This is a genomic window from Ruegeria sp. H3 (genome assembly GCF_056533095.1).
Map to the genome: position 1 here is coordinate 132916 of NZ_JBQFOD010000007.1, position 25138 is coordinate 158053.

General features: G+C 57.8%; 23 protein-coding genes. 19 read left to right on the plus strand and 4 right to left on the minus strand.

All coding sequences use genetic code 11. The annotated features are described in order from the left end of the window. The first annotated feature begins 12 nt into the window (after positions 1 to 12). The 6 genes from ACR0JE_RS10425 to ACR0JE_RS10450 all read left to right on the plus strand — a co-directional run bounded on the left by ACR0JE_RS10425 (position 13) and on the right by ACR0JE_RS10450 (position 6703). Entirely contained in the window at positions 13 to 2106 is a 2094-nt protein-coding gene (locus tag ACR0JE_RS10425; RefSeq protein ID WP_480864112.1) for a hydantoinase/oxoprolinase family protein, read from the plus strand. Then, the gene (locus ACR0JE_RS10430) at positions 2106 to 3758 is read left to right on the plus strand and encodes a hydantoinase B/oxoprolinase family protein (RefSeq protein WP_480864113.1); all 1653 of its coding nucleotides are present in this window, start codon (positions 2106 to 2108) and stop codon (positions 3756 to 3758) included. The genes ACR0JE_RS10425 and ACR0JE_RS10430 overlap by 1 nt, the downstream gene beginning before the upstream one ends. Then, positions 3755 to 4822 (plus strand): pyridoxal phosphate-dependent aminotransferase, encoded by a 1068-nt coding sequence (locus tag ACR0JE_RS10435; protein ID WP_480864114.1) that lies wholly within the window; start codon positions 3755 to 3757, stop codon positions 4820 to 4822. The genes ACR0JE_RS10430 and ACR0JE_RS10435 overlap by 4 nt, the downstream gene beginning before the upstream one ends. After that, positions 4819 to 5559 carry a maleate cis-trans isomerase family protein gene (locus ACR0JE_RS10440; RefSeq protein WP_480864115.1) on the plus strand — a complete coding sequence of 247 codons (741 nt, stop codon included), beginning with the start codon at positions 4819 to 4821 and terminating at the stop codon, positions 5557 to 5559. The genes ACR0JE_RS10435 and ACR0JE_RS10440 overlap by 4 nt, the downstream gene beginning before the upstream one ends. 134 nt (positions 5560 to 5693) lie before the next feature. Next, positions 5694 to 6113, plus strand: coding sequence for a hypothetical protein (locus ACR0JE_RS10445; protein WP_480549498.1), 420 nt, complete (start codon positions 5694 to 5696; stop codon positions 6111 to 6113). Between the two features lie 119 nt (positions 6114 to 6232). Continuing rightward, positions 6233 to 6703, plus strand: coding sequence for a Dps family protein (locus ACR0JE_RS10450; protein WP_480864116.1), 471 nt, complete (start codon positions 6233 to 6235; stop codon positions 6701 to 6703). A 1-nt stretch (position 6704) separates the two neighbouring features. On the opposite strand, the gene ACR0JE_RS10455 is transcribed toward ACR0JE_RS10450, so the two are convergent. Next, a complete protein-coding gene (locus tag ACR0JE_RS10455; RefSeq protein ID WP_480549494.1) occupies positions 6705 to 6959 on the minus strand; it encodes a DUF1289 domain-containing protein in 255 nt (84 codons plus the stop codon). A 263-nt stretch (positions 6960 to 7222) separates the two neighbouring features. On the opposite strand from ACR0JE_RS10455, the gene ACR0JE_RS10460 reads away from it, so the two are divergent. Further along, positions 7223 to 8476, plus strand: a complete 1254-nt coding sequence (locus tag ACR0JE_RS10460) for an aminotransferase class V-fold PLP-dependent enzyme (protein WP_480864117.1) — start codon at positions 7223 to 7225, stop codon at positions 8474 to 8476. 52 nt (positions 8477 to 8528) lie between these two features. On the opposite strand, the gene ACR0JE_RS10465 is transcribed toward ACR0JE_RS10460, so the two are convergent. From ACR0JE_RS10465 to ACR0JE_RS10475, 3 genes are all read right to left on the minus strand, one after another. Beyond that, positions 8529 to 11318, minus strand: a complete 2790-nt coding sequence (locus tag ACR0JE_RS10465) for a bifunctional aconitate hydratase 2/2-methylisocitrate dehydratase (RefSeq protein ID WP_480864118.1) — start codon at positions 11316 to 11318, stop codon at positions 8529 to 8531. Positions 11319 to 11452: 134 nt separating this feature from the next. Further along, complete coding sequence (locus ACR0JE_RS10470; protein WP_480864119.1) at positions 11453 to 12196, minus strand: FHA domain-containing protein; 744 nt, start codon at positions 12194 to 12196, stop codon at positions 11453 to 11455. Continuing rightward, positions 12196 to 12744, minus strand: coding sequence for a hypothetical protein (locus ACR0JE_RS10475; RefSeq protein WP_480544753.1), 549 nt, complete (start codon positions 12742 to 12744; stop codon positions 12196 to 12198). Before ACR0JE_RS10475 ends, ACR0JE_RS10470 begins: the two co-directional genes overlap by 1 nt. Before the next feature lie 162 nt (positions 12745 to 12906). Here ACR0JE_RS10475 and ACR0JE_RS10480 point away from each other — a divergent pair, with 162 nt between their 5' ends. The 12 genes from ACR0JE_RS10480 (at position 12907) to ACR0JE_RS10535 (ending at position 25128) form a co-directional block, all read left to right on the plus strand. Then, on the plus strand, positions 12907 to 13611 hold the full coding sequence (locus ACR0JE_RS10480) for a hypothetical protein (RefSeq protein ID WP_480544754.1): 705 nt from the start codon (positions 12907 to 12909) through the stop codon (positions 13609 to 13611). A gap of 58 nt (positions 13612 to 13669) precedes the next feature. Next, positions 13670 to 14137 carry a hypothetical protein gene (locus tag ACR0JE_RS10485; RefSeq protein WP_480864120.1) on the plus strand — a complete coding sequence of 156 codons (468 nt, stop codon included), beginning with the start codon at positions 13670 to 13672 and terminating at the stop codon, positions 14135 to 14137. A gap of 76 nt (positions 14138 to 14213) precedes the next feature. Beyond that, positions 14214 to 15731 (plus strand): FHA domain-containing protein, encoded by a 1518-nt coding sequence (locus ACR0JE_RS10490; protein WP_480864121.1) that lies wholly within the window; start codon positions 14214 to 14216, stop codon positions 15729 to 15731. Positions 15732 to 15763: 32 nt separating this feature from the next. Then, positions 15764 to 16384: an FHA domain-containing protein gene (locus tag ACR0JE_RS10495; RefSeq protein WP_480499025.1), complete on the plus strand. Its 621-nt coding sequence runs from the start codon at positions 15764 to 15766 to the stop codon at positions 16382 to 16384. A gap of 5 nt (positions 16385 to 16389) precedes the next feature. Next, positions 16390 to 17619, plus strand: coding sequence for a PP2C family protein-serine/threonine phosphatase (locus tag ACR0JE_RS10500; protein ID WP_480827173.1), 1230 nt, complete (start codon positions 16390 to 16392; stop codon positions 17617 to 17619). Positions 17620 to 17633: 14 nt separating this feature from the next. After that, complete coding sequence (locus ACR0JE_RS10505; protein WP_480864122.1) at positions 17634 to 18722, plus strand: serine/threonine protein kinase; 1089 nt, start codon at positions 17634 to 17636, stop codon at positions 18720 to 18722. 53 nt (positions 18723 to 18775) lie between these two features. Continuing rightward, positions 18776 to 19978, plus strand: a complete 1203-nt coding sequence (locus ACR0JE_RS10510) for a trypsin-like peptidase domain-containing protein (RefSeq protein ID WP_480544760.1) — start codon at positions 18776 to 18778, stop codon at positions 19976 to 19978. Next, entirely contained in the window at positions 19959 to 20690 is a 732-nt protein-coding gene (locus tag ACR0JE_RS10515) for an ATP-binding cassette domain-containing protein (RefSeq protein ID WP_480864123.1), read from the plus strand. Before ACR0JE_RS10510 ends, ACR0JE_RS10515 begins: the two co-directional genes overlap by 20 nt. Further along, the gene (locus ACR0JE_RS10520; protein WP_480864124.1) at positions 20690 to 21880 is read left to right on the plus strand and encodes an ABC transporter permease family protein; all 1191 of its coding nucleotides are present in this window, start codon (positions 20690 to 20692) and stop codon (positions 21878 to 21880) included. Before ACR0JE_RS10515 ends, ACR0JE_RS10520 begins: the two co-directional genes overlap by 1 nt. Beyond that, entirely contained in the window at positions 21873 to 23504 is a 1632-nt protein-coding gene (locus ACR0JE_RS10525) for a formylglycine-generating enzyme family protein (protein ID WP_480864125.1), read from the plus strand. The genes ACR0JE_RS10520 and ACR0JE_RS10525 overlap by 8 nt, the downstream gene beginning before the upstream one ends. 17 nt (positions 23505 to 23521) lie before the next feature. After that, complete coding sequence (locus ACR0JE_RS10530; protein WP_170535048.1) at positions 23522 to 23782, plus strand: hypothetical protein; 261 nt, start codon at positions 23522 to 23524, stop codon at positions 23780 to 23782. Positions 23783 to 23790: 8 nt separating this feature from the next. Then, on the plus strand, positions 23791 to 25128 hold the full coding sequence (locus ACR0JE_RS10535; protein WP_480864126.1) for a serine/threonine-protein kinase: 1338 nt from the start codon (positions 23791 to 23793) through the stop codon (positions 25126 to 25128). The last annotated feature ends 10 nt before the right edge of the window (positions 25129 to 25138 follow it).

The following is a 25138-nucleotide window of genomic DNA, read 5'->3' on the forward strand; positions in this document are numbered from 1 at the left end:
ACGAGATGAAACATGACATATGCGCTGCGCCTGGCCATAGATATTGGCGGCACCTTTACCGACACGGTTCTGGTCGAAGGCGATGAGACCATACTGGCCTCGGCCAAAACCCTGACGACCCATCAGAACCCGGCAGATGGGGCGATGGAGGGCGCGCGGCGGGTGATGGCCGCAAGCGGGCGATCTCTGCCGCAGGTGACGGGGTTCATCCATGGCACCACGCTGGCAACAAATGCGCTAATCGAACGGCGCGGGGCCGTGGTGGCGACGATCTGCACCGAGGGGTTCCGTGATATCCTCGATATCGGGTATGAGAGGCGCTATTCCCAATACGATATCAATCTGGAAAAGCCTGATCTTCTTGTCCCGCGAGAGCGGTCTTTTGTGATCCGCGAACGTATGTCCGCCGAAGGCGCTGTGCTGATCCCATTGGATGAGGCGCAGGTCGATGACTTGCTGGCCGAACTGGACGCAAGTGGGGCCGGGGCGGTGGCGATCTGCCTGATGCACGCCTATGCCAACCCGGCGCATGAACGGCGCCTGCGGGATCTGCTGGCTGAGCGCCGCCCAGACCTAACCGTCTCGATCTCATCCGATGTTAGCCCCGAAGCCCGAGAGTTCGACCGGCTCTGCACCACGGTCGCAAACGCTTACATCCAACCCCTGATGCAAAGCTATCTGGCCCGGTTCGCCAAGAAATTCGCAGCCGAAGGTGTGACATGCCCGATCTTGATGATGACGGCAGGCGGAGGCATGTGTACGGTCGAAACCGCAGCCCGCTTTCCAATCCGTCTGGTCGAATCCGGCCCGGCAGGAGGGGCCATTCTGGCCGCACGCATCGCCGCGCAAGCGGGACTCGATCAAGTTCTATCCTTTGACATGGGCGGCACGACCGCCAAGCTGTGCCTGATAGACGATGCACGGCCGCAGACTTCACGTTCTTTCGAAATCGCGCGCGCCGCGCGTTTCATCAAAGGCTCGGGTATGCCGGTGCGAATTCCGGTGATCGAGATGATCGAGATTGGCGCGGGCGGCGGCTCGATTGCCGGGGTGGATCGTCTGGGCCGCCTGACTGTTGGGCCGCAATCTGCAGGGTCAGAGCCCGGGCCGGTGGCTTTTATGCGTGGTGGAACGGAACCGACGGTAACCGACAGTGATATTACATTGGGTTACATAGTGCCGGATACCTTTGCCGAAGGGCATATCCAGTTAGACGCGATTAGCGCCAAGGCAGCGTTGGCCCGTACAATTGGGGAGCGATTGGACTTGGATGCGGTCGGTTCCGCGGATGGGGTTAGCCGCATTGTCGATGAAAGCATGGCCAGCGCCGGGCGAATGCATGCGGTCGAGTCGGGGAAAGACCTCGGCCCACGCACGATGATAGCCTTTGGTGGGAACGGCCCGTTGCACGCCGGTCGCGTCGCCCGTTCTGCCGGCGTGTCTCGCATCGTGATCCCACCCAATCCGGGCGTCGGATCGGCGGTAGGCTTCCTGTTCGCGCCGGTCTCGTTCGAGATTGTGCGCTCACACTATTCGCTGCTGAACAGCATGGACCTGGATGGGGTGAACGCCTTGTTTGATGCGATGATTTCCGAGGCGGAAGAAGTCGTGGCCAAAGGGGCGGGCGATGCGCAAACTCAAACCCGGCGCACAGCATTCATGCGCTATCACGGGCAAGGTCATGAGATCGAAATTCCTCTGCCGGACCGTGCGGTGACGCTCGAAGACATTGCCCCGCTGACCAACGCGTTTGAGGAGGAGTACCGCAAGCAATTCTCGCGCCCCGTACCTGGGATGCAGATCGAGATCTTGAACTGGGCCGTTAGGGTAGCGTCGTTGGACAACACAGTTGCACCTGTGCTCGATACGCCCGAACGCACCATGTTCAACGCAACCGAGACACGCCCGATCACCTGCGATGTGGACGGCACGACAAAAGACGCGGCATTCATCGCGCGTGCCGATCTGGAACCCGGTGACTACGTATCCGGCCCGGCGTTGATCCATGAGCCTCAGACCACCACGCTCGTATCCGCAGATTTCTCAGCCCATATGGATGCAATTGGCAATCTAGTGCTGATCCAAGATCAGAAAGGAGGCGTATGATGAAAACCGAGCTTTCTCCCGCTCGCCTGCAAGTCATGTGGAACCGACTGCTGGCCGTCGTCGAGGAACAAGGACAGACCCTGATCCGCGCTGCCTTTTCCCCCATTGTAAGAGAATGCGGCGATATCTCTGCCGGGATCTTCGACGTCAATGGCCGGATGCTGGCGCAGGCAGTAACCGGCACACCCGGCCACATCAACACCATGGCCGAGGCGGTTTTACATCTGTGTCAGCGCTTTGCCATCCGAGACATGAGGCCCGGTGACATCTACATGACCAATGACCCCTGGCTGGCCTCGGGACACCTTAACGACTTCCTGCTGATGATGCCCGCGTTCAAGGATGGCAGGGTGGTTGGCTTTACCTCCTGCACCTCTCATCTGGTGGATTTGGGGGGCTTGGGCATGGGGCCAGAAGGATCGGATGTTTACGACGAAGGCCTACTGATCCCTCCTTGCAAACTGGTCGAAGAAGGCACGCCAAATGCGCTGCTGATGGACATCATCCGCGCCAATTCGCGCGAGCCGATTGCCAATGAGGGGGACATCTACGCCCTGATCGCCTGTTGTGAGGCTGGGGTGAACCGGCTGATGGCGATGATGGATGAGTTCGGGATCGACGATCTAGACTGTTTGGGCAATTACATCATCGACACCTCGCGCAAAGGCGCGCTGGAGGCCATCGCCGAGGTGCCCGAAGGCGTCTACAAGAACGTGCTGCGCATGGACGGGTACGAGAATGAGCTAGAGCTACACGCCACGCTGACCGTTACCAAGGACGGCATGCATGTGGATTTCACCGGCACATCGGGCTGTTCGAAAAAGGGCATCAACGTACCGCTGAACTATGCCACGGCCTATACGGTCTTTGCCCTGCGTTGCATCGTCGGGCCGGATATTCCCAACAATGCGGGGTCGCTGGAACCGTTCACGGTTGATGGTCCCAAGGGCTGTATCCTCAATGCGCAGCGCCCGGTGCCGGTGGCGATGCGCCATACGCTGGGGCAGGTGACGCCTGATCTGGTATTGGGGTGCCTGCATCAGGCGCTGCCCGATAAGGTTCCGGCCGAGGGTGCAAGCTGCATGTTCGACCTGCCCATGCGCCACGCGCCCGAGGTTGCGGCAAATGGCGGGCGCGAATTTGCCATTGAACCCGTGCACAATGGAGGTACAGGCGCGAGACCCCACGCGGACGGCTTATCGGCCACGGCTTATCCGTCAGGCGTCTTTGGCTCTCAGGTCGAAATCACCGAAAGCGTGGCCCCGGTGATCATATGGCGACGCGAATTGCTGCCGAATTCGGGCGGTGCAGGCAAATATCGCGGCGGGCTGGGCCAGAGGATCGAGATGACCTCGTCCAATGGTGCGCCGTTCATCGTGTTCCTGTCGGTTGAGCGGCTGAAATTCCCCGCCTTGGGCCGGATGGGCGGCCAACCCGGCGCGCCGGGGCGTATCCGGTTTCGGGACGGGGTCAGCGACATCCCCGGCAAGGGCGAGCTACGGGTTGAAGGCGGAGACTATCTGATCTTCGACACGCCCGGCGGCGGCGGCTTTGGAGACCCGGCTGATCGGGACCCGGACGCGCTGGCGCTGGATCTAAAGCGCGGATTGATAACACCCGAAGGGGCCAAGGCCTACGGTGTTAAGCCATGATCCGGGCGGTCGATCATATCCGTGCGATGGCTCCTTACGCTTTGGCCGATCTTGGGAATGCAGGCACCGTTTCTCTGGCACAGAATGAAAGCGCCTTTCCGCCCAGCCCAATGGCTGTTGCAGCGGGGCAGGCGGCGATGGATCGGATGCCGCTTTATCCTGATCCGGACTGGTCTGATTTGCGTGCAGCCATTGCCGAGGTGCATGACCTCGACCCTGAAATGGTCCTGTGTGGGGCAGGTTCCATGGAACTAATCAGTTGCTTGATCAGTGCTTATGTTGATTCAGGGGATCAGGTGTTGGGCACGGACTACGGCTATGCTTATGTGGCGTCTGCTACGGCGCAGGTGAAGGCGGATTATGTGCAGGCACGTGAGGTCGATCTGACCGTTTCGGTCGATGATGTCATGGCCGCTGTCACACCCAAAACGCGGATTGTTTTTGTTTGCAACCCGGGCAATCCCACAGGAACTCTGATCCCGAATGCTGAAATCATCCGTCTTCGCGACGCCCTGCGAAACGATGTGCTGCTGGTGATCGATCAGGCCTATGCAGAGTTTGCGGATGCAGACCACAACCCGGCTGAAATTTTCGCCTTGGCGAAACGTGGTGATACGGTGGTTTTGCGCACGTTCTCAAAAGCATATGGGTTAGCGGGTGCACGTGCGGGTTGGGGGCTCTTTCCCCCAGAGATTGCATCTGAGGTGCGGAAAGTCCTGAACCCGAACAACGTATCGATTCCCTCTCAGACCATGGCAGCGGCAGCGATGCGGGATCAGGCGCATATGCAGGAAACGGTGAACCGAACGGCTGCGATCCGGGATCGCTTTGCCAATGAGTGCAGGGCGCTCGGCCTGGCTGTGCCACACAGCCATACGAATTTTGTGCTGATCAGGTTCGCAGATGTCGAAACCGCTCAGAAAGTTGATCACGCCCTACTGGCCGAAGGTTTGCTAATGCGGGGCATGGGCGGCTATGGGCTGGGCGATTGTCTACGGGCAACGATCTGCCCGCAGGAGATAATGGATCGCTGTTTGGCCGTGCTCAGAAAGATAACGTCATGACCCACGAGACCCGCACACGAGCAAAGATCGGTGTCTTGGTGCCCTTCACCAACACCAATCTGGAAGCTGACATGATGCTGATGCGGTGCCCGAATACGACAGTGCATTTTCAGCGCATGGGGGGGTATGACGTGGACGAAATCCCCGGCTCTGATCAGATGGCGGGGCTGGGGGCCTCGGATATAAGCCATGACATGAGAATGATCGCTGGCGTTCGGCCTGATGTGGTTCTGTACGGTTGCACCTCGGCCACGCTGACCCATGGGCCATCTTTTGACGCGCAACTGGTGCGCGATATCAAGGCCGCGTCTGGTGCTATCACCTTCACCGCAGCCGGGGCACTGGTGCAGGCGATCAAAGCACTGGGTGTGGGCAAAGTCGGGTTCGCCTCACCCTATTTGGGTGAGATCAACGCGCAGGCTGCAGATTTTCTGGCGCAGAATGACATCACGACGGTGCATTCTGCAGATATCGGGCGGGCGTTGGGAAACTATGGTCAGGGTGAGCTGACGCCAGATGAAGTCTATGATCTTGCTTGTCGCGCAGATCACCCCGAAGCAGAAGCCATCGTGCTCAGCTGCACCGACATGCGCGCGGTCGAGGCGGTTGAGCGGATCGAAGACCGACTGGGCAAACCAATGGTCACATCGAACCAGGCGATGATGTTTGCGCTTGTCAGGGCATTGGATTTGCCACGGCATCACGGCCTTCCCGGTCGTTTGTTCGATCTCATCTGATTGGAAACGCGACGACTCTGACGCAGATGTGGCAAAAAGTCAGTGTCGGACCTCTTGTGATCGGCAATCCTTATTACTATTGTCAGGTTTAAATCTGCAACTCACTCACGCAGACGAACAGGTTTCAGGCAACTATGCACGCAGTCGTTTACAATGCGGTTGAAGAACAGCACCTTGCGCCAGCCCAGCAAATGGCGGATCGGCCCTTGGCGATCATCAACCACTTGCGAATGGTTGCGCTGCGCTGCCGTTCTGCTGCGCGGGTCGATCTGGATCAGGCCTGTGCCTTGCTGTTGGCTGATCCTGCAGATGCACAGATGCGGCATGCGGAAACTTTGATGCGTGGCTTCCGTCAAGCGGTTGAAAAACGCCCCATCTTTCATCGTCCGGGTTCGTCCGAACTGTCCTTTGATGAGGCCTGGCTGGCGCGGTTGTTCGATGCCATCGAGCGCGAGGATGATGACAGTTTCCGGTTTCTGATCCAGTCCCGCGTTTCCCGTTGGCGGCAACGAAACTTGGCTTTTCTGGTTCGGGCTGTCTCGGACCAGTTTTAACCTTTTTAGAATTATTCTAAATAAGTCTTGGAATCTCTGCCTGATCCTTTAGATAGGGGTAAGATCCCTGTTCTTGATCGACAAAAACATTTCGAACCCCAGGAAAGAAGGTGACTTCCATGACACAAACAGCCGTTGATCTGACCACCGACGCCCGCACCGCCATCGCAGATGCGTTGAACCAGTCAGTTGCTGAAACAGCCGTAACAACCATGTTGGCGCAGAATTTTCATTGGAATGTAACCGGCATGGCCTTTAGCCCGCTGCATGAACTGTTCCAGAAAATCTACGAAGATCACTTTGTTGCACAAGATGATCTGGCAGAACGTGTAAAGGCGTTGGATGCCCATGCCGAAGGCACGCTGGCAGGGATGCTCAGGCGCTCGAAAGTTGAAGAACATGACGGCCAGGCCACCGACAAAGAAATGATCAAGCTCATGCTGGACGCTCAGGAAACACTGGCGGCCACTCTGGCCGGTGCAGGCGAACTGGCGGCCGAGCACGGTGACACCTTGACCGAGGATCTGTGCATCGGTCGTGGTCAGACACACGAGAAATTTGCGTGGTTCCTGCGCGCCATGCTGCGCTAAGTTAGTTGGCCAGGGGAATACCAACCTTGGCCTTCTTCTTTTTTAGCTTTTTCAGATAGGCCGGTCCCCAATGGGTGTACCGGCCCATTTTTTCCTGCTGGCAGACAAGCATCTGCACAAAAGCCTCTTGCTGATCCGCTCGTTTAATCGATTTGAACAGCTTCTTCTGGGATTTGGTCATCGAGCAGCCGATGCAATGACCCTCGCGCCGGAATTTGCAGACGTCGATACAGGGCGAAGGGACTTTCTTGCTCATCAAGACTACTCATTGAATAGGGGCCAAGGAATCGCCCCTAGCTGGATTTGTGGTTGTCACGTTCCAAATAAGGCGATCTGCTCCAGATTTCGAGAGATGCAGTTCAAAATTGCGCCTCACGGGCAATCAGCATTGTTGTTAAGTTGATCCAAGACTGATTGCGGCCCTTTCCCCGCGCAAAATGTCGTGGAATAAACCGCTAAAACAAGTCTGGTGTGCTAGTTCATAGTGGGCCCACCGATGAGCAGCGACAGGAACCCCAAATGATCAAAGACAATCCCGATCTGATCGCGGCCATCCGCGACCATTTCGCCCATGTCGAGAGTTGCCCGTTTCAGGGAGAGCGTATCTTCTTTGAAAACGCAGGCGGTGCGCTGACTTTGAAAAAAGTGGCTGAGACCTCTGCGTTTTATGCTGCGATCCCTGACAATCCTGGGCGGATCAATCCGGCCGGGCAGGGCACGCAGAATGTGATCAACAAGGCCAAGGCCGATCTGGGCGTATTCATGAATGCCTCAACCGGTCAGTTCTTTGCCGGGGAAAGCGGGACCGAGTTGCTGTTCCGGCTGATCCGCACTGCTTGTTTGGTTGCGCCGAAAGGAGCGAAGGTGATCGGGTCCTCGATCGAACACCCCGCCACCCGCAGTGCCGCGCGTCGCTGGGCTGGGATCGCTGGGCTAGACTACGTGAACGTCCAGCATGACGATGCAAGCGGGCTGGTCACGGCCAAAGACTACACCGACCTGATGACCCCAGATGTGGCAGTGGCTACGATCCTGCATGCCTCGCCCGTGACGGGGATGGGGATGGATGTCGCGGCGATCTCTGCTGCGATCAGGGCCGTTTCGCCCGACTGCCTGATCATCGTTGACGGTATCCAGCACGCGGCGCACGGGCAGTTGGATCTGGGCGCATATAATGTCGATGGCTATGCGATCTCACCTTACAAAGTGTTCTCGCGCCATGGCTACGGCATCGCGTGGATTTCCGACAAGCTGAGCGCGCTGCCCCATGACATGCTGATCGACGCGCCCGCGACGGGGTGGGAGTTCGGCACCCGTGATGCCGGTTCCTACGCCACAATGTCTGATGTGATCGACTATTTCGTCTGGCTGGGTGGCGCGGTGTCCGACGAAACCGAGCCGCGCAAACGGATCGAGGCGGCAGGCCGCGCAATCCACGCCTATGAGACCCACCTGACGAACGCGATGATCAACGGGGTCGGCAACCTGCCGGGTCTACGTGATATGGACCACATTCGCATTCTGGCCGGAACGGACAACGCGGCGCGCGAAGGTCTGGTGTCGGTTGTGGTGGATGGCGTCCCATCCGAGCAAGTCGTCGAAACACTCAACCAGCAGGGCATCCGCACCCATACTCGCAAGGCAGATCATTACTCGGGCAATGTGCTGACGCCGCTGGGGCTGTCGGATTGCATCCGCATTTCGCTGTGCCACTACAATACCGAGCAGGAGGTGGCGCAGTTGCTGACTGCCGTGAAAGACATGGCCGCCTGAACAAAAAAGCCCGGCCAGAAGGCCGGGCTTTTGGTTTGATCGGATCGCGGCTTTAAAAGTGGGCCGATTTCGTTCCGGCTGGCGCTTGCACCGGCGGGGCGAATTTGGTCAGGTCGATGCCTTCGACAGCCGCCTTGTATTCTTCAAGCGTCGGGGTCCGGCCAAGGATGGCGGACAGTACGACAACCGGAGTCGAGCCCAGCAGTGACTCACCCTTCTTGTCGGGCGCATCCGCCACGACGCGGCCCTGGAACAGGCGGGTCGAGGTGGCCAGAACCGTGTCGCCTTTGGCCGCTTTCTCCTGATTGCCCATGCAGAGGTTACAGCCCGGACGTTCAAGGTACAGGATGTTCTCGTATTCAGTACGGGCCTGTGTTTTGGGGAATAGATCGTCGAATTCAAACCCGGAATAGCGTTGAAGGATTTCCCAATCTCCCTCGGCTTTCAATTCATCAATGATGTTATAAGTTGGCGCGGCCACAACCAGTGGCGCGTTAAACTCAACCTTGCCCGCGCCCTTTTCGAGGTTGCGCAGCATTTGCGCGACGATCTTCATGTCGCCTTTATGCACCATGCACGACCCGACAAAACCCAGATCCACATGCTTTTCGGCATTGTAGTACGAGATCGGGCGGATCGTATCGTGGGTGTAGCGCTTGGACACATCGGCGTTGTTGACATCCGGGTCGGCAATCATCGGCTCAACGATCTGGTCCAGATCGACAACAACTTCAGCGAAATACTTCGCATTGTCATCAGGGCGCAGCGCCGGTTGTTCACCCGACTTGATTTCGGCAATTCGTGCATCCGCGATATCGATCAGCTTTTGCAGCATGCCATTTTCATGCTCCATGCCTTTGTCGATCATGATCTGGATGCGCGACTTGGCCAGCTCCAGCGAACCGATCAGGGTCTCGTCATTTGAGATGCAGACCGAAGCTTTGGCCTTCATCTCAGCCGTCCAGTCGGTGAAGGTAAAGGCCTGATCTGCTAGCAGCGTGCCGATATGCACCTCGATCACACGGCCCTGGAAGACGTTGTCGCCATGTTGGTCCAGCATCTGAGCCTGCGTCGCATGCACCACGTCGCGGAAATCCATATGCTCGGCCATGTTGCCCTTAAAGGTCACCTTGACCGATTCAGGGATCGGCATCGAGGCTTCACCGGTGGCCAGCGCCAGCGCCACAGTGCCCGAGTCCGCCCCGAAAGCCACGCCTTTGGACATACGGGTGTGGCTGTCGCCGCCAATGATGACCGACCAGTCATCTACGGTGATATCATTCAGCACTTTGTGGATCACGTCGGTCATCGAATGATAAACGCCCTTAGGGTCACGACCTGTGACGAGGCCGAAATCATTCATGAACTTCATCAGGCGCGGGGTGTTGGCCTGTGCCTTGGCATCCCACACCGAAGCTGTGTGACAGCCCGATTGGTATGCCCCATCCACGCTGGGTGAGACCACTGTCGCAGCCATCGCTTCGAGTTCCTGCATGGTCATCAAACCGGTGGTGTCTTGTGAGCCAACAATGTTGACCCGGACGCGCACATCAGACCCGGCATGCAGGGTCTTGCCCGGCGTGGTGCCGAGTGCGTTTTTGTTGAAAATCTTTTCAACTGCAGTCAGGCCCTGACCTTCGTGGCTGATCTCTTTAGACGGCGCAAAAACAAGGGGGGCTTCGACTCCCAGTGTCTCGGTCGCGATGGTCTGCAGCTTTTTGCCAAAGACAATGGCATAAGAGCCGCCGGCCTTCATGAATTCGACCTTCTGTGGCGTGAAGGATGCCGGCACATCGACCAGTTCTTCACCGTCTTCGCTCAGCAGCTTGTGGGTTTTGGTGTTGATCTTCAGCACCGTACCTGTGGCAACCGAGTATTTCTCTTCAAGGATCGGATTGCCGTCATTGTTCAGGATCGCGTTGCCGTCTTCGTCGACCTTTTTGACCCAGTTCTTCAGGTCAAGGCCAATGCCGCCAGTCACGCCCACGGTGGTCAGGAAGATCGGCGAGATGCCATTGGTACCCGCCACAACCGGCGCTATGTTAACGAATGGCACATAAGGACTGGCCTGCTTGCCTGTCCATAGCGCCACGTTGTTCACACCCGACATACGGGACGAACCCACACCCATCGTGCCTTTTTCCGCAATCAACATCACCCGCTTGCCTGGGTGTTGCAGCTTCAGCGCCTCGATTTCCTGCTGCGCTGCCTCGGAAATCAGGCATTTGCCATGCAGTTCCCGATCAGCACGCGAATGCGCCTGATTGCCGGGCGACAGCAAATCGGTCGAGATGTCACCTTCGGCGGCAACATAGGTGACGACCTCAATCTCCTCATCGATCTCGGGAAGCTTAGTGAAAAATTCAGCTTTGGCGTAGCTTTCAAGAATGTCTTTCGCGATCGGATTGCCGGCCTCGAAGGCGGCCTTCAGACGGTCGGTATCAGCGTCATAAAGGAACACTTGCGTCTTAAGAACTTCAGCCGCTTCTCCAGCAATCTTTGTATCTTCGCCCAAGGCCAGATCCAGCAGCACCTCGACCGAGGGGCCGCCTTTCATATGCGACAGCAACTCAAACGCAAATTCCTGCGTTATCTCTTCGACATCCGCATCGCCAAGAATGATCTCCTTCAGAAAGCCGGCCTTTTCACCGGCGGCACTGGTTGTGCCAGGCAGTGTGTTGTAGATGAAATAGTTCAGTGAATCGGCGCGATATTCGTTCTGAGGGTCGCGGATCTGATCGATAATCTCTTTCGCCAATGCGCCATCATCAATAGGCTTGGGGCTAAGGCCCTGCTCTTTGCGGGTTTCGATTTCACTCAGGTAATCTGTATAGAGGCTCATGGCGTTTTCCGACGATTGGGGCGAGAGCGCGAGGTGTGAATTTTACCTCGCCATTCAATTTGTATGCGGCGGTATACGAAAAGCGCGCAAGTTGCAAGAGTAGCAGGTGTGGCGCCATGTCTCGGCTTTGTCGTTTAACGAATGACCGCGATCCAGACATCTCCAACACGGAACTGACTGACAGAGCCAAGCCGCATTGGTTTATCCGGTGCAATTTGCCGCCCGCGCACCCAGGTTCCGTTCGAAGACCCCATATCCCGAATTTGAAGCTGGTTGCCCTTGGCAATCTGCAAGATGCAGTGCTTGCCAGATGCCCCCTTGCTGCGTGTCAATGCCAGATCGGCCCAGCCAGAATCGCGCCCGATTTTGATCTGCCGCGAGGATTTGAGACCCTTGACCTGATTGAACACCAGGCTCTTGCCACGATCCGGTCCGGATTGCACAACCAATCGCCACAGAGGCACCGGTCGCGGGGCCATCGGGCTGAACCAGCGGATTTCAGCAGCCCTGTCATATCGTGCGGCGGTGTTTGGGTTCAGACCCGTCATTCCCAGCGTCATGATCTTCTTCATGGCGCGTGTGGATCGTCGCACGGGTGAAACCGGCTTGCCTCTTTTGTCGCGCATTGTCAGGCGTAGAACAAAGCGACCCAGAGTTGCGCCGCTCAGCACGCCTTCGCAGATCAGCCAGTAGATGAGGACCATCGCCAGATAAAGCCCCGCCGTCAGGGCAGGGCCTGCACGCAGCAGCCCAAGCTCTTGCCGCAACACGGGTTCGATAGTAGCGCAAACAAATGCCAGAAACATGAAATCGAACAGCGCAGCCGCGCTGAGCAGGCGGGCGGCGTTTTTGTCGTCCAAAGGGCCCCCGATCGCCATCACCGTGCCCCCAGCATCGTCAGAATCATGAACAGCGCTGCTCCGATTGAGCACAGCATGAGCGCATCACAATGAAGCCGCAGCGCATGTTTCCCGGCTGCGTTAGAGTTGCGAAAATGAAACCCGGCGACCCACAAGGCAAGACCCATACCGACAATGGTGAACAGCAAGGTCTCGGACAGGATTTGCCGGTTCATGGCAACCGCCAACCAGTCGGCAGCACCCACAATCAATCCACCCCACAGAATGGCAACAACATAGACAGCAAAGCTCAACGCCTCATTCCGGGAACGGCTGAGCCAAGTTACCAACGCCCCCAAACCCCAGCCCAATGCGGCGGCGATGAGAATCACCAAAATCATACGAACGGGCAGCGAAAGTGTTGCCACCTCAACATTAAAGACCACCCTGGAGGTATTGTTCGCGAAATTGGAACTAACACCCAGAATAGCCAATAACGCGCCAATACCGGCGCCGATATTTCCGGCAAATGCAAAAACCTCATTCGCCAGAACCATCTTGTCCCGTAAACCAAAGGGTAATCTCATCTTAAAACTCATCCTATGATCGAATGTTCAAAAGTATTTGGTCGAATGCCAATCGAATCAGTATTCTATCTTTGCAGGTCATTTGCGAATCGTTGATTGAAAATAAAAAATATGTGAGTTCTTAATCAACTAAGAAGAAAAATTGTTTTACGGAGTAACGAGATGCGTACAGTTGCAGTGTCATTTTTTGCTGCTATTTCCCTTCTACTGACAGCATGTACCGATGAGGCTTTCCAATCTGCGTCATCATCTTCAGTAGCTGGAAAAACCCAACAGGAAAAACAGCTGGAAAAGCAGGTTAAAAGCCTGGATCAGGTGTCCAAGGACATCATTGTTAACAATACGGTTCAGGGTGCGCTGGCTGGCGCAGTTGTCGGTTGTGGTCTCGGCCTGTTGCTGGGCGGCGACGCCGGGGATTGTGCGGCTGGTGCCGCCGCAGGTGGCCTGATCGGTGGTGTCGGCGGCAACCAGGTCGGCCGTCAGGCCGCTGCTAAGAATGTTGAAATCGTCAACAGCAAGCAGGTTCTGGCAAACCTGTCGAATGTCAGCAAACAGCTGAGCTCGGTCGAAGCAAACCTGCGTTCGGTATTGGCCTCGCAAAATGCAGAACTGAAATCGCTGCGCCGTCAGCTGGACGGCGGTCAACTGTCTCAGTCGGCTTACAATCAGCGCGTCAACGCGATCAAATCCAATCGTCAGGTTGTATCGAACGAGCTGAAGCGCAGCGAAAACAACATGGACAACACCATTTCGGAGCTGAAGACAGCCTCAAGCAAAGGCCAACCCGGCTTGGGCGGAGCAACAAATGCAGCGGTCAGCAACAAGAACCGGCTGGCACGGACGCGGGCATCCATCAACCTGCTATAAGTTTCAATAACCCGCGCCTGACCTTGGGCGCGGGTTTTCAATTGGTAAGAGTGAGAAAATGACTTCAGATATTCTTCGTTTTTCAAGACCTTTCGCCCTTGTCGCCGTTGCCACTGTTGCCGGATGTACTGGTTCAACAGATCCAACAACGGCAACTTTGTTTGACAATATTGCTAACCTGAATTCCGGTGAATACGACCGCCAGATCGCAAATAATAAGGCGCAGGCGGACGCTATTATTGCACAGAACAAAGCGGCCGAGCAGCGCAATGCGCAATTGGCGGCGCAAAGCAATGCCAACAAAGCCGAAATCGACTCGCTGCGCAGGCAGATTGCTGACGTAAAGGCTCAGGGTGCGAAGGCGCGTGCCGCCTCGGCCTCGGACCCTGTAAGACTGCAGCAGGTTCAGGCGCTGGACAATCAGATGAACGCGGTCGAGCGTGACGTTAACAGCGGTGCAAGTTCCGCCGCCATCTCGTCCGAACTGAGCCGGATCAAGTCGGCGTATCGCGCGCTGTCCATATAATTCTAATCACGTCAGGTCGGCGCTTGTCGGCACATGCGACGACCGGGACGTCTTGCCTGAGGGGGGTCTTGGGATCGTGACCTACGGATTTTCACGCAGATTGGTGGCGCTTGCTGCCGCTTTGGTCATTTCGGGCGTAGCCCACGCACAAGAGGGGAAAACCCGCGCGCCAGCCACCGGGCTGGCAATCTTGGATTGTGCGCCCGCCGATCCCGCACCTGAGGACAGCTGCCTCGTTCGCGTTCCGTCCGGTAATCAGCGTGGCGATATGAGCTTCCGCTCGCTTGGTGACGCGCAGGCCGATTTCGAGTTTGTCAAATCTCTGGACGACATCCCAGGCGACCTGACCCTTTCGGCAACAATGGTTCTGATTGACTTGTCCGTCGGTGAGCGCAGCGCGCGTGTGCGCAGCTGGAACCGTGAGCGTGAGCTGATTGCGCGCGTCGTGACCAATCTACCGACGGATGAAAAAGTCGCGATTTATGGGTTCGGCAATGACATCGTTGAGTTGTCACCCTTTTCGACCAGTCGGGCCCAGGCCGAAGACGTGGTTGAGGATCTTGAGATTAAGGAACAGAACACCCGTCTGGTCGCCAACGCGACCCGAGCGATCGAATTGTTAAGCCAGCAAGATGATGTCCTGCTAAAGAACCTGATCCTGATCACCGATGGGGATGAGGAGGGATTGGCCACGGTTGAAGAAATCACCGAGGCCGCCGAGCGCGAAGGCGTTTCGGTCTCAGCCCTTGGAATGTTCTGGCGGGCACAGGGCAACGCCCGCACCACGCGCGGCATTGACGTACTGAAACGACTGACGGACCCGCAAAATGGCCTGATGGAAGAGGTCTTTTTGCAAAATCAGTCTGACGCCAATACCGTGGTGTCAGATTTCATCCGATCCTATGGAAATTCTGTCAAAGGCTCGGGCCTGATTGTGCCGGTCGGGGATCCAGCACCCGCTCGCATTACTATCGAAATGATCGAACCGGTTGTCGGCCAACCGGGACAAACCCAAACCAAGAGCTATTCCGCCGAGTTCCAGCCAGTGGTTGATCCGACGCCAGAACCGGAACCAGAGCCCGCGCCAGAACCGGAGGATGAGATTTTCGGTTTCCCGGCGCTTTATGTCTACATCGCGGGTGGCGTTCTGTTGCTGCTGCTTCTGCTGCTGGCGGTGCTGCTGGCGCGGCGCGGTTCGGGGGGTGAGCCCGAGGATGATCTGGAGGCTGGCGATTTCGACGATGGCGACGCAACAGGTATGCCACCACCGCAAGATGAGACACGTACGGTGGCAACCGCCCCTCCCCCGATTGCCTTTCTGGTTCGGGTGGATAACGGGCATCGTTTCCCGGTGCCCGCGGGACGCTCGACCATCGGGCGTAGCAGTACAAACGGGGTGGTCATCCCCGATGGCGGTGTGTCGCGTGTGCACGCGGAACTCAGCGGCGCGCCAGACGGACGATTCACCATCAGCGATCTGGACAGTCTGAACGGAACGCTGATCAATGAGCGCAAGATCAAAGGCGCGCAGAGAGTAAATGTGGGTGACACAGTGGGCCTTGGGTCCGTTCGCCTGAAACTGGTCCGGGCATAATCCGGGACCATACACACAGGAAAGGTGAAGACATGGGCAACGACAACAAGACAAGCTGGCTGTTCGACAAGGACGACGAAGAGCTGAACGACGATCTGGATTTTGGAGCAGATGACGGGTTCACCGAAAGCATCTCGCCCTCGGATGACGAGGCGACGCATGCCATGCCAAGCGGATCATCCTTCAGTGAAGCGCCGACTGAATATGTCGAAGACGAAAAGACACAGATTTACCATGGCGGGATGTCCAAGAATTTCTCGGACAAGGCCGAGTTTGATCCGATGGTCGACCCGATTACCGGCTGGTTGGTTGTGGTCAAAGGGCCGGGGTTGGGCCAGTCGGTCAATCTGGGCTCGGGCATGAACACATTAGGCCGCGACAGCGGTGAGCGTGTTTCGCTGGATTTCGGTGACAAGATGATTTCCGGCAAGGACCATCTGCGGGTGATCTTTGACGATGCCAACCGCGTGTTCTTTGCTGCCCCCGGCACGGGGCGCAATATCAGCCGTATAAACGGTCAGATCGTGGCCACCACCATGCCGTTGGAAAACTACGCACTGATCGAGCTGTCGAAACAGACGCATGTGCGCTTTGTTGCCTTCTGTAACGAGGATTTTGACTGGTCGGAGCTGGCCGAAAGCTCTGACGACTGATCCCGATGACAATCATCAGCGGCAAACAAAGCCTGGGCCAGCGCGAAAATCAGGAAGACGCGTTCGATCTCGTCTATCAAAACGAACGCGACCCGAAATCCGACATCCTGATGCTGGTGGCCGATGGGATGGGCGGCCATGCAGGGGGCGAGGTTGCATCCAACCTGGCCCTGTCGGCGTTCAAGAAGCATTTCATCGGGGGCTCGGAGGCGCCGCGCCCGCGGGACCGGTTGCAGGAGTCGTTGACGGCAGCAAATGATGCTTTACGCCAGCGCATTGCCAGCCAGCCCGACCTGAAAGGCATGGGATGCACTCTGATCGCAGCGCTCAAGCTGGGGGATCGGCTGGTTTGGGTTTCAGTTGGTGACAGCAGCCTATTTCTGTTGCGCGACGGACGCTTGAAAAAGCTGAACGCAGATCACTCGCTTTACGGTGAGTTGTTGCAGATGGTTGCTGCGGGCAAGATCACGCAGGAAGAAGCGGACAGCCACCCGCGTCGCAATGCCTTGCGCTCGGCGTTGATGGGGGATCGGATTTCTCTGACCGATGTCAACGCTATCAGCCTGAAACCCGGCGATGTGGTTCTATCCTGCTCGGACGGGCTGGATACACTGTCGCAGCCTGAAATCCGGGATATCCTGCAAGGTGGCAAAAGCCGCGATATGCGCGGTGTCGCCTCGGATCTGTTGAACGCGGTCGAGGCGAAAGGAAAGCCGAAACAAGACAACACCACCGTCGTCGCCTATGCTCATGTCCAGGACGGCATGAGCAGCATGCTGCGGGGAAGCCAATGGGCGTTTCACAACACCGGCGGCAATGGGAATACGCTTAAATTTGCAGCGATTGGTCTTGGAGCTTTGGCCCTTGTTGCGGCAGCTGGCGCATGGCTGCTGCGGCCTGATCCAGTCGAAGTCACGCCAGAGCCTGAGCCCGTCCAAAATCCGCCATCACAAGAAGAACGCAGTATTGGTGACAGCACTGTCGATGATGACCCAATTGCGTCCGACCCCAATAGCGACGAGGAGCCGTTAACAGAGCCTGAAGGCCAGGTGCCAGAAGTTGAAGAATCGCAGCCAGAAGAACCCCTTGCACCCGAGGAAACGACCCCAGAACCCACCGAACCGTCTGCGCCCGAAGAACCAGAAAGCACAGAGCCGGTGGAGCCGGCAACGCCTGCGCAAACTCCGGAAGAAGATGATGTTTCTGTAGAAAATCCTAGTGGCGAAGGAAGGTAGTTCTGACGGTGTCGGTGCATTTGCCAAAAGGAGAAACCTTTGCCGGTTACGTTCTCGGGGACGTATTGGGGCAGGGGGGCTTTGGCATCACCTACCGTTCGCGCAACCGCGAAACCGGCGAGCGGTTTGCGATCAAGGAGTATTTCCCCGCTGACTATGCGGACCGAGGTCCCAACAACGCTGTTTCGCCCAGGTCCGAGGGGCGGCAGCTGTTTCACATGGGATTAGAGGCCTTTCTGCAAGAAGCCAATCTGTTGCGTGATCTACCACAGCAACAGGGCCTGATGCGCGTACGGGCTGCGTTTCGCAAACACGGCACAGCCTATTGCGTGATGGAGTATATTCACGGCGATCCACTGGACCGGATGATGGCGCGCATGATTGATGCCCGCGGATCGGTGCCGCCTGATCTGGTCTCCACTTTCCTGCACTCGATGCTGAATGCGCTGGATGCCGTGCATGATGTCGGTGTGGTCCACCGCGATATGAAACCGGCAAATGTCATGATCCGTAAAGACGGGCAGCCCATTCTGATCGATTTTGGCGCTGCTCGCCTGATGGGCAAATCCAGCGGTCTGGCGTCAATGTTCACACGCAAATACGCGGCGATTGAGCAGTTTCCGGCGGATAAAACCGGATTGACCGGCAGTGTGCAGGAAGGCCCGTGGAGCGATTTGTTTGCCCTTTCGGTCATCCTGTATGAAATGGTTTCGCAAAGCCTTCCGCCCAACGCCGAAGAACGCTGGAAAGAAAAACGGGCGACAGGTCGTGACCCTTACGTCCCGGTGCGCCACAACCTGAAACGCAATCGTGTTCAGGAAAAATATGATGATGCCTTGCTAAATGCTATCGATCTTGGCTGCAGGTTATTGCCGCGTGATCGCATCCGCACAGCGCGTGACTATGCGCGGCTCGCGGGCATTGATCTGCGCGGTGCAGTGCCCGGTCCTGACCGGCCAGAACGAGAGCCCCGTGCTAAACCTGTTAGCCGCCCGAGGCCGCGCCCAAAGAAAAAACCCGGAGGCCGCAAGGCTTCGATACTGGTGTTGCTATTAATCCTGATCGTGGCAGCGGCCGTCATTGCATATGGAATACTGATGTGAAGATTGCAAATTTAACTCGTTCCCTTTGTTTTAAAGCCGCCTGGCTGTTCAGTATGGCCTGCGCTGCCACTGCGCAAATCGCGCCGGATATCGTTGCAGAAACCGACAAGGCGGTTGGACGAGCGGTCGTGGACGTCAGCGGCGGGCAAGCAACTGGATCAGGATTCGTCCTGTCAGAACTGCCCGAAGGTGGCGGTTACTACTACATCACCAACCATCATGTGATTAACGGTGGCCTGAACATACAGGTCGGGTTCAAACAGGATGACCGGGTCTTTTTATATGATGCAAAGGTTCTGCATGCCTCGCGCGAACTGGATTTGGCCGTACTGCGCATCGTCCCGCAGGAACCCAGCGGACATAGGCCCGGATTTCTGTCTCTGCGCGAAGGCAAGGCACTGAAAGGTGAACAGGTGGCTGCCATCGGCTATCCCGGTTCCTCGGACCAGATCAATGCCGGGCGGGATATGTTGCCTTTTTTTGAAACGACGTTGACCCAGGGTGCGATCAGTAAGGTTGCTCCGGGATCATTCAATGAAACGGGGCGGACCCTCGAAATTGTGCAGCACACAGCATCGGTCAATCCCGGCAATTCGGGCGGACCATTGATCGACTATTGCGGATCGGTACTGGGTATCAACACCGTCATCTCGGTCTGGAACTCGGATGGTCGCACGCCAACGAACAACACATTCTGGGCCTCGTCAGCGAACCCAATATCCGGTTTTTTGCGGGATGCGGGCATTCCCTTTAACGCGCACCAGCAGGAATGTGATCCAGACAACCCGGACTTTGTAGGCGGTGGTGCGAAAGACAACAGCCTGCTGATCATCCTGGCCGTACTGGCTGGCGCCAGTGCAGCGGTGATCGGCGGTATCTATTTCGTAGTTTCGCAAAGCAAAGCCGATGGCGGATCAAAATCCGCGCGCAGGGGTGGGTCGGCCAAATCTTCGGGCCGGGCCATTCTGGCCGTCAGCATGGATGGAAAATCCGAACGGTTCAGCGCCGCACAACTCCAATCGGGTGTCACGATCGGGCGCGCCAGCGAGAACACGCTGACCATCACCGATCGCAATCTCAGCCGCCGCCATGCCAGCCTGTCATTGCAGGGGCGCAAGATGATGCTGACTGATCTTGGCTCGTCCAACGGCACCAAGGTCGATGGCCGCCGTCTGAAACCGAATGAACCGGTGCAGATCAACACCAAATCGAAGGTCGAACTTGGGGGGGTTGCGCTTGTCCTCAGACGCCCGTGATACGGTCTTGTCGATCCGCAACCTTGGGATCGAACGCGCGCCCGGTTTCTTCGTGGTGATCGAAGAGCTGGAGCTAAGCGCAGGCGAAACTATCGTTCTGGATGCGGTCAGCGGGGCGGGCAAAAGCACAGCGCTGGGGCTGATTGCCGGAGCGCTGCCGCTGACGGACCTGCCGGATATGCTGCATGTGATCGGCGGGGTGACGGTCACGCCGGACACCCCGAGGGCCGAATTTGCCGGGCCCGACAAGCTGGGCTTTGTACTGCAAACCAATACGCTGGTGCCGTATCTGAGCTTGCAGGAGAATATTGAACTGCCCGTGCGTGTCGCCGGGCAGGTGGCGGATGCAGAATGGCAGGATCACCTGATCCGCGCTATGGGGCTAAGGGACCTGACCGCCCGCAAACCGGGTCAGTTATCGGTGGGTCAACGCCAACGCGCCTCGGTCGCTCGAGCCTTGCTGGGACGACCCGCGTTGCTGTTACTGGACGAGCCGGTTTCCGCCCTCGATCCCGCCAATGTAGCCGAGGTCGAAGGGTTGATCGTACATCTTGCTGCCGAGGCCGGGTCGGCCGTCGTGCTTGCCAGCCATCAGGCGCAAACGGGTGAGTTTGCGGATACCCCACGTGCCGATCACCGACTTCTGGATCATCAGGGGCAATCCTATTCGATCTTCTCAACAGCGGGCCGCGCGGCGGCGAGGGTGGCGTGATGGTTCGGATACCAGCCATGTTGGCCCTGCGCGAATTGCGCCATGACTGGCAGTCGGCATTGTGTTTTGTCGCCGCGCTGGCGGGCGTTCTGGGCCCGCTGCTGATCATTCTGGCGCTGAAGAACGGGATCATCGGCACCATGGTAGGCCGATTGATCGAGAACCCGTCGAACCGCGAAATCCTAGCCATCGGGGCCGAGCAGCATGATGCAGCCTTCTTCGCCGCCCTGGGCGCGCGGCAAGATGTCGGGTTCATCGTGCCTGCTACGCGCTCGATCAACACATCAGCCAACGCGGTGCGACATGAGGCGCAGCGCAAGTTGGAGCGTGCGGTGCCTCTGATCCCTTCGGCTGCGGGTGATCCGCTGATCGACGGCGAAGCGGTTGCGCCGGGTCGCGTGTGGGTCTCGGACAAGCTGGCGCAGGACCTTTCGGTCTCGGCCGGGGATACAGTTGACATGATCATCGGGCGCGAAGTGGATGGGCAACGCGAAAACGCCCGCCGCGATCTGCAGGTGATTGGCGTATTGCCCCCCGAAATTTGGCCGCGTCCTGCCATCTTTCTGTCGCTGCCCGATCTTCTGGCGGTCGAGCGGTTTCGCGACGATCTGACCTCGAACCCCGCAAACTGGACCGATCCGGTTGCCGAGCCCGAAACCTATGCCAGTTTCCGCCTCTATGCGCGTTCGCTTGAAGATATCGGAACCTTGTCAGCTCATCTAGCTGAACAGGGGCTGCAATCGCGTCCTCGAGCTGAAAACGCAGCCCTGCTGCTGTCCTTCCGACGTAACCTGAACATTCTGTTCACCGCCATCGCAGCGCTGGCCATGTTTGGCTTCTGGGCGGCGATGTCTGCAAACCTGCGCGGAATGGTCGAGCGGCAGCGGGTTATTTTCAGTCTGTTCTCCATGCTGACCATGCCCGACCGGCAGCGTTGTGTAATCCCGGTGGTCCAAAGTCTTGCGTTGGTGCTGGGCGGCGTGATCGCAACGCTGATCATCATCCTGCCCTTCCTGCTGGCCATCAACGCCACGTTCGAAACCGCTCCCGGGGAATCTGTTGCGCGCCTTTATGCGGGCGATGTGTTTGCAACACTGGTTCTGGGCGCCGTGACGGCGGTGACCGCAGCGATCTGGGCTGTTTTTGCCGTGCGCAATGTCGAACCTCAGGAGGTCTTGACCCATGCCTAAACTGACCCGCCTTGCCCTGGCTCCGCTGATTGGTCTTCTGAGCTTGTCCGCAACCGCACAGGCGCAGGAGATCACATGGCGCGAGAAATACTATAATCCGCAGCCTGCGGATGGCGATCTGTCCCTGCCAATGCCCTGTGGTGGGGCGATGACCTTCCGCAAGGTGGCGACGCCCAACACCGATGGCGTGATCGGAGATGTCTCGGTCGTGCTGGGGCAGGAGGGCAGCGATCAACCCTATCTGAACGGCCTGCGCCGCGCCTTTGTCTCGGGCGCGTTTGCCGATCCCGAAGGTGCGGCCAAGGGCTATTTCTACATGGCCAAGTATGAGCTGGCGCAGGCACAGTGGGATGTGGTCATGGTTGGCTGCCCCGACAAGGAGCCGCGTCGCCGTGGCTTTGTTCCGGCGGTTGGGAATACCAAACTGGACTATCAGCGCTTTGCAGAGGCCTACACCCTGTGGCTGATGGAGAATGCACCCGACAGCCTGCCCCGCGTCGGCGATACGCGGGCCTATCTGCGCCTGCCGACCGAGGAGGAATGGGAGTATTCCGCCCGTGGTGGTCTGGCGGTGGACCAAGCGTTGTTCCGTGCCCCAATGCCACCGGTGCCAGAGGGTACGCCACAGGACGAATACATTGCCCATGGCGGCACGGCTTCTGCGGGGGGGAAATTGCAGGTGGTTGGTTCTCTGAAGCCCAACCCGTTGGGTCTGCATGACATGCTAGGCAACGCGGCCGAGATCGTAGGAGATCCGTTCGCTCTGGTCCGTCACGGGCGACTGCACGGTCAGGCAGGGGGGTTCGTGAAACGCGGTGGCGACGCGCGGACGCCCTTAGCAGACATCACATCCTCGACCCGGTTCGAGGTTCCGCCCTTTGACATCCTGTCCAATACCGCCTCGGCGGATCGGTTCACGGGTACTCGGTTGGTACTTCAAGGCCTGGCCATCACCTCGGCTGATCAGGATCAGGCACTGAAGGATGGGCTGGACCAACTGGCGCGCCCAGATGAAGGGCTGGCCTCGGCCGCCAGCGAGCAAGAGGCGATGGAACTGCTGGATGAGATTTCAGCGGAAACCCTGTCGGACCGCACCAAGACGCAATTGGCGGTGATCAAGGACACGCTGAACCGGGGGCGAGTTGAGCGCAACGCACAAAGGGATCAGTCGGTCCGCCTGATCCTCACCTCGGGCGTTCTGGTCTGCGGTCAAGCTCTGCGCCGCTATCTGAACGCTCTGATCTCGATGCTGACAATCCAACCCGAGCTTGATGCCATCGAGCGCGAGGCGCGCGCCGCCGGGGATCAGGAACTGCTGAAAGAAATCGAGATTGCCCGGCAAGAGGCCGCCGCAAAACTCAAGGAAATCGAAGAGAAAGCAAAGGCGGATGTGGTTGAATATGCCAATCTGATCGAGGGGCTGGTCGATCAATACTCGCCCGTGCTGCTGCGCAAACAGATCGATTTCATTTACCCCACTGAAGAAAGCCGGGGGCGCGAGCGAGCAAACTGTCTGGCGCTGGTGCAAGATCACATCGGCGCGCGCAGCGTCGCGGGATATTCGGATTTGGATCAAATCGCGGACGATATTCAGGGGCTGGCTCTATCGTTCATGGAAGACTGACTTGGAAAGGTTGAAGAATGCGGGATGTATTGAACAAATCGTTGGAGGTTCTGGTTTGGATCACCACCGCGCTGTCGATTATCTTTTTCTGTTTCACCGCTGTGACCATGCTGCGCCTGTCGCCGCTGGGTCCGGATACAACCACGATCATCGCCGCCTTCCTGACGGTGGTGTTCGGGATCACATCCTCGCTGGTATTTGCGGGCATCTGCTTTCAAATCATGGATATCCGCACCTTTAGCAAGCACAGCGCCATCAGCCTGAAAAACCGGAGGTAAGGACACCCATGGAACACTCGGTACTTGGCCTGAAACCCGGCAGCGTTCTGCAGGATACGTACGAGATCAAATCCCTGCTGGGCGAGGGCGGCATGGGAGCCACCTTTCGTGGCCTGAACCGGGCGAGCGGGCATGAGGTAGCGATCAAGGTCATGACGCCCAGCTTTGCCAAGAACCAAAAGGCCGTTGATCTGTTCCGGCGCGAAGCGAACCTGCTGCGCACCGTGCGCAGTGATGCCGTGGTACGGTTCGAAACCTCGATGCTGGACAAGGATGGTCGTCTTTTCCTGGTGATGGAATTTGTGCCCGGTCACCCATTGGCGCACTACCTGAAAAAGGGGGCAAGGCTGTCCTCGGATGATGTGTTGAAACTGGGTCTGCGCCTGTCGCAAGGGCTTGAAGCCATTCACAAGCTGGGCATCGTGCACCGCGATGTGGCGCCGGATAATGTGATGATCTCGCATGATGATATCAATCAGGCCAAGTTCATCGATTTTGGGTTGGCCTCAGACAGTGTTGGGACGGACAAGTCCATCATCGGCGACAGTTTTGCAGGTAAGCTGCTCTATTGCGCGCCGGAACAGTTGGGCCTGTTCGGCAATGAGGTGTCTACCGCCACAGACGCCTATGCGCTGGGGCTGGTCTTAATGCGGACCGCGGGGCTGGAGCTACCCGGTGAAGGCAAAGGGTTCGCTGCCGTTGAAGACCGGAAGGCGGATGTCAAAATCACCGATCCCAAGGTTGCACCCGGTTTGAAATGGGCGCTGGAGCAGTTGCTGAAAGCCAACCCAAAAGATCGCCCCTCCGACCTGCCCGGATTGTTCCGTCAAGCGCTGAACGGCGAGGTAAAAAAGAAGCCCTCAGCAGGCGCTGCCCAGCCTAAAGATGCAGTGCCGTCCGAGGAAAGCTCTGGCGGCAACAATATGCCCATGATCGCGGCTGGAATCGTCGCTCTGGCCGTCATAGTAGGCGCTGCGTGGTATTTTCTTGTCGGCCCCGGTGGTCAGTCGGCCAAGGTCAATGAATCCGTTGTCGTTGCACAAGAGGCGGTCGCAGCAGACAATCCCTTGACCGCGGCGCGCGATTTGCTGGCGGCGGGTGGGGCTCAGAATCTGGATGCGGCCCTGGGCGCTTTGATTGCCATCAGCAATGATCAAGAACTGTCGGAACAGGACCGGGCAGACGCCAATATCCTGATTGCTGAAATGTATGACCCTGAAACCCATAGTACAGTGACTTCCCCTTTTCCGCGCCCCAACCCCTCGGCGGCGCGGCGATACTATCAGCGCGCAGCTGATCTGGGATCAGACCCGGCGCGCGAAGCCCTGAACAGATTGGGCGAGTGAGGAGACGGAT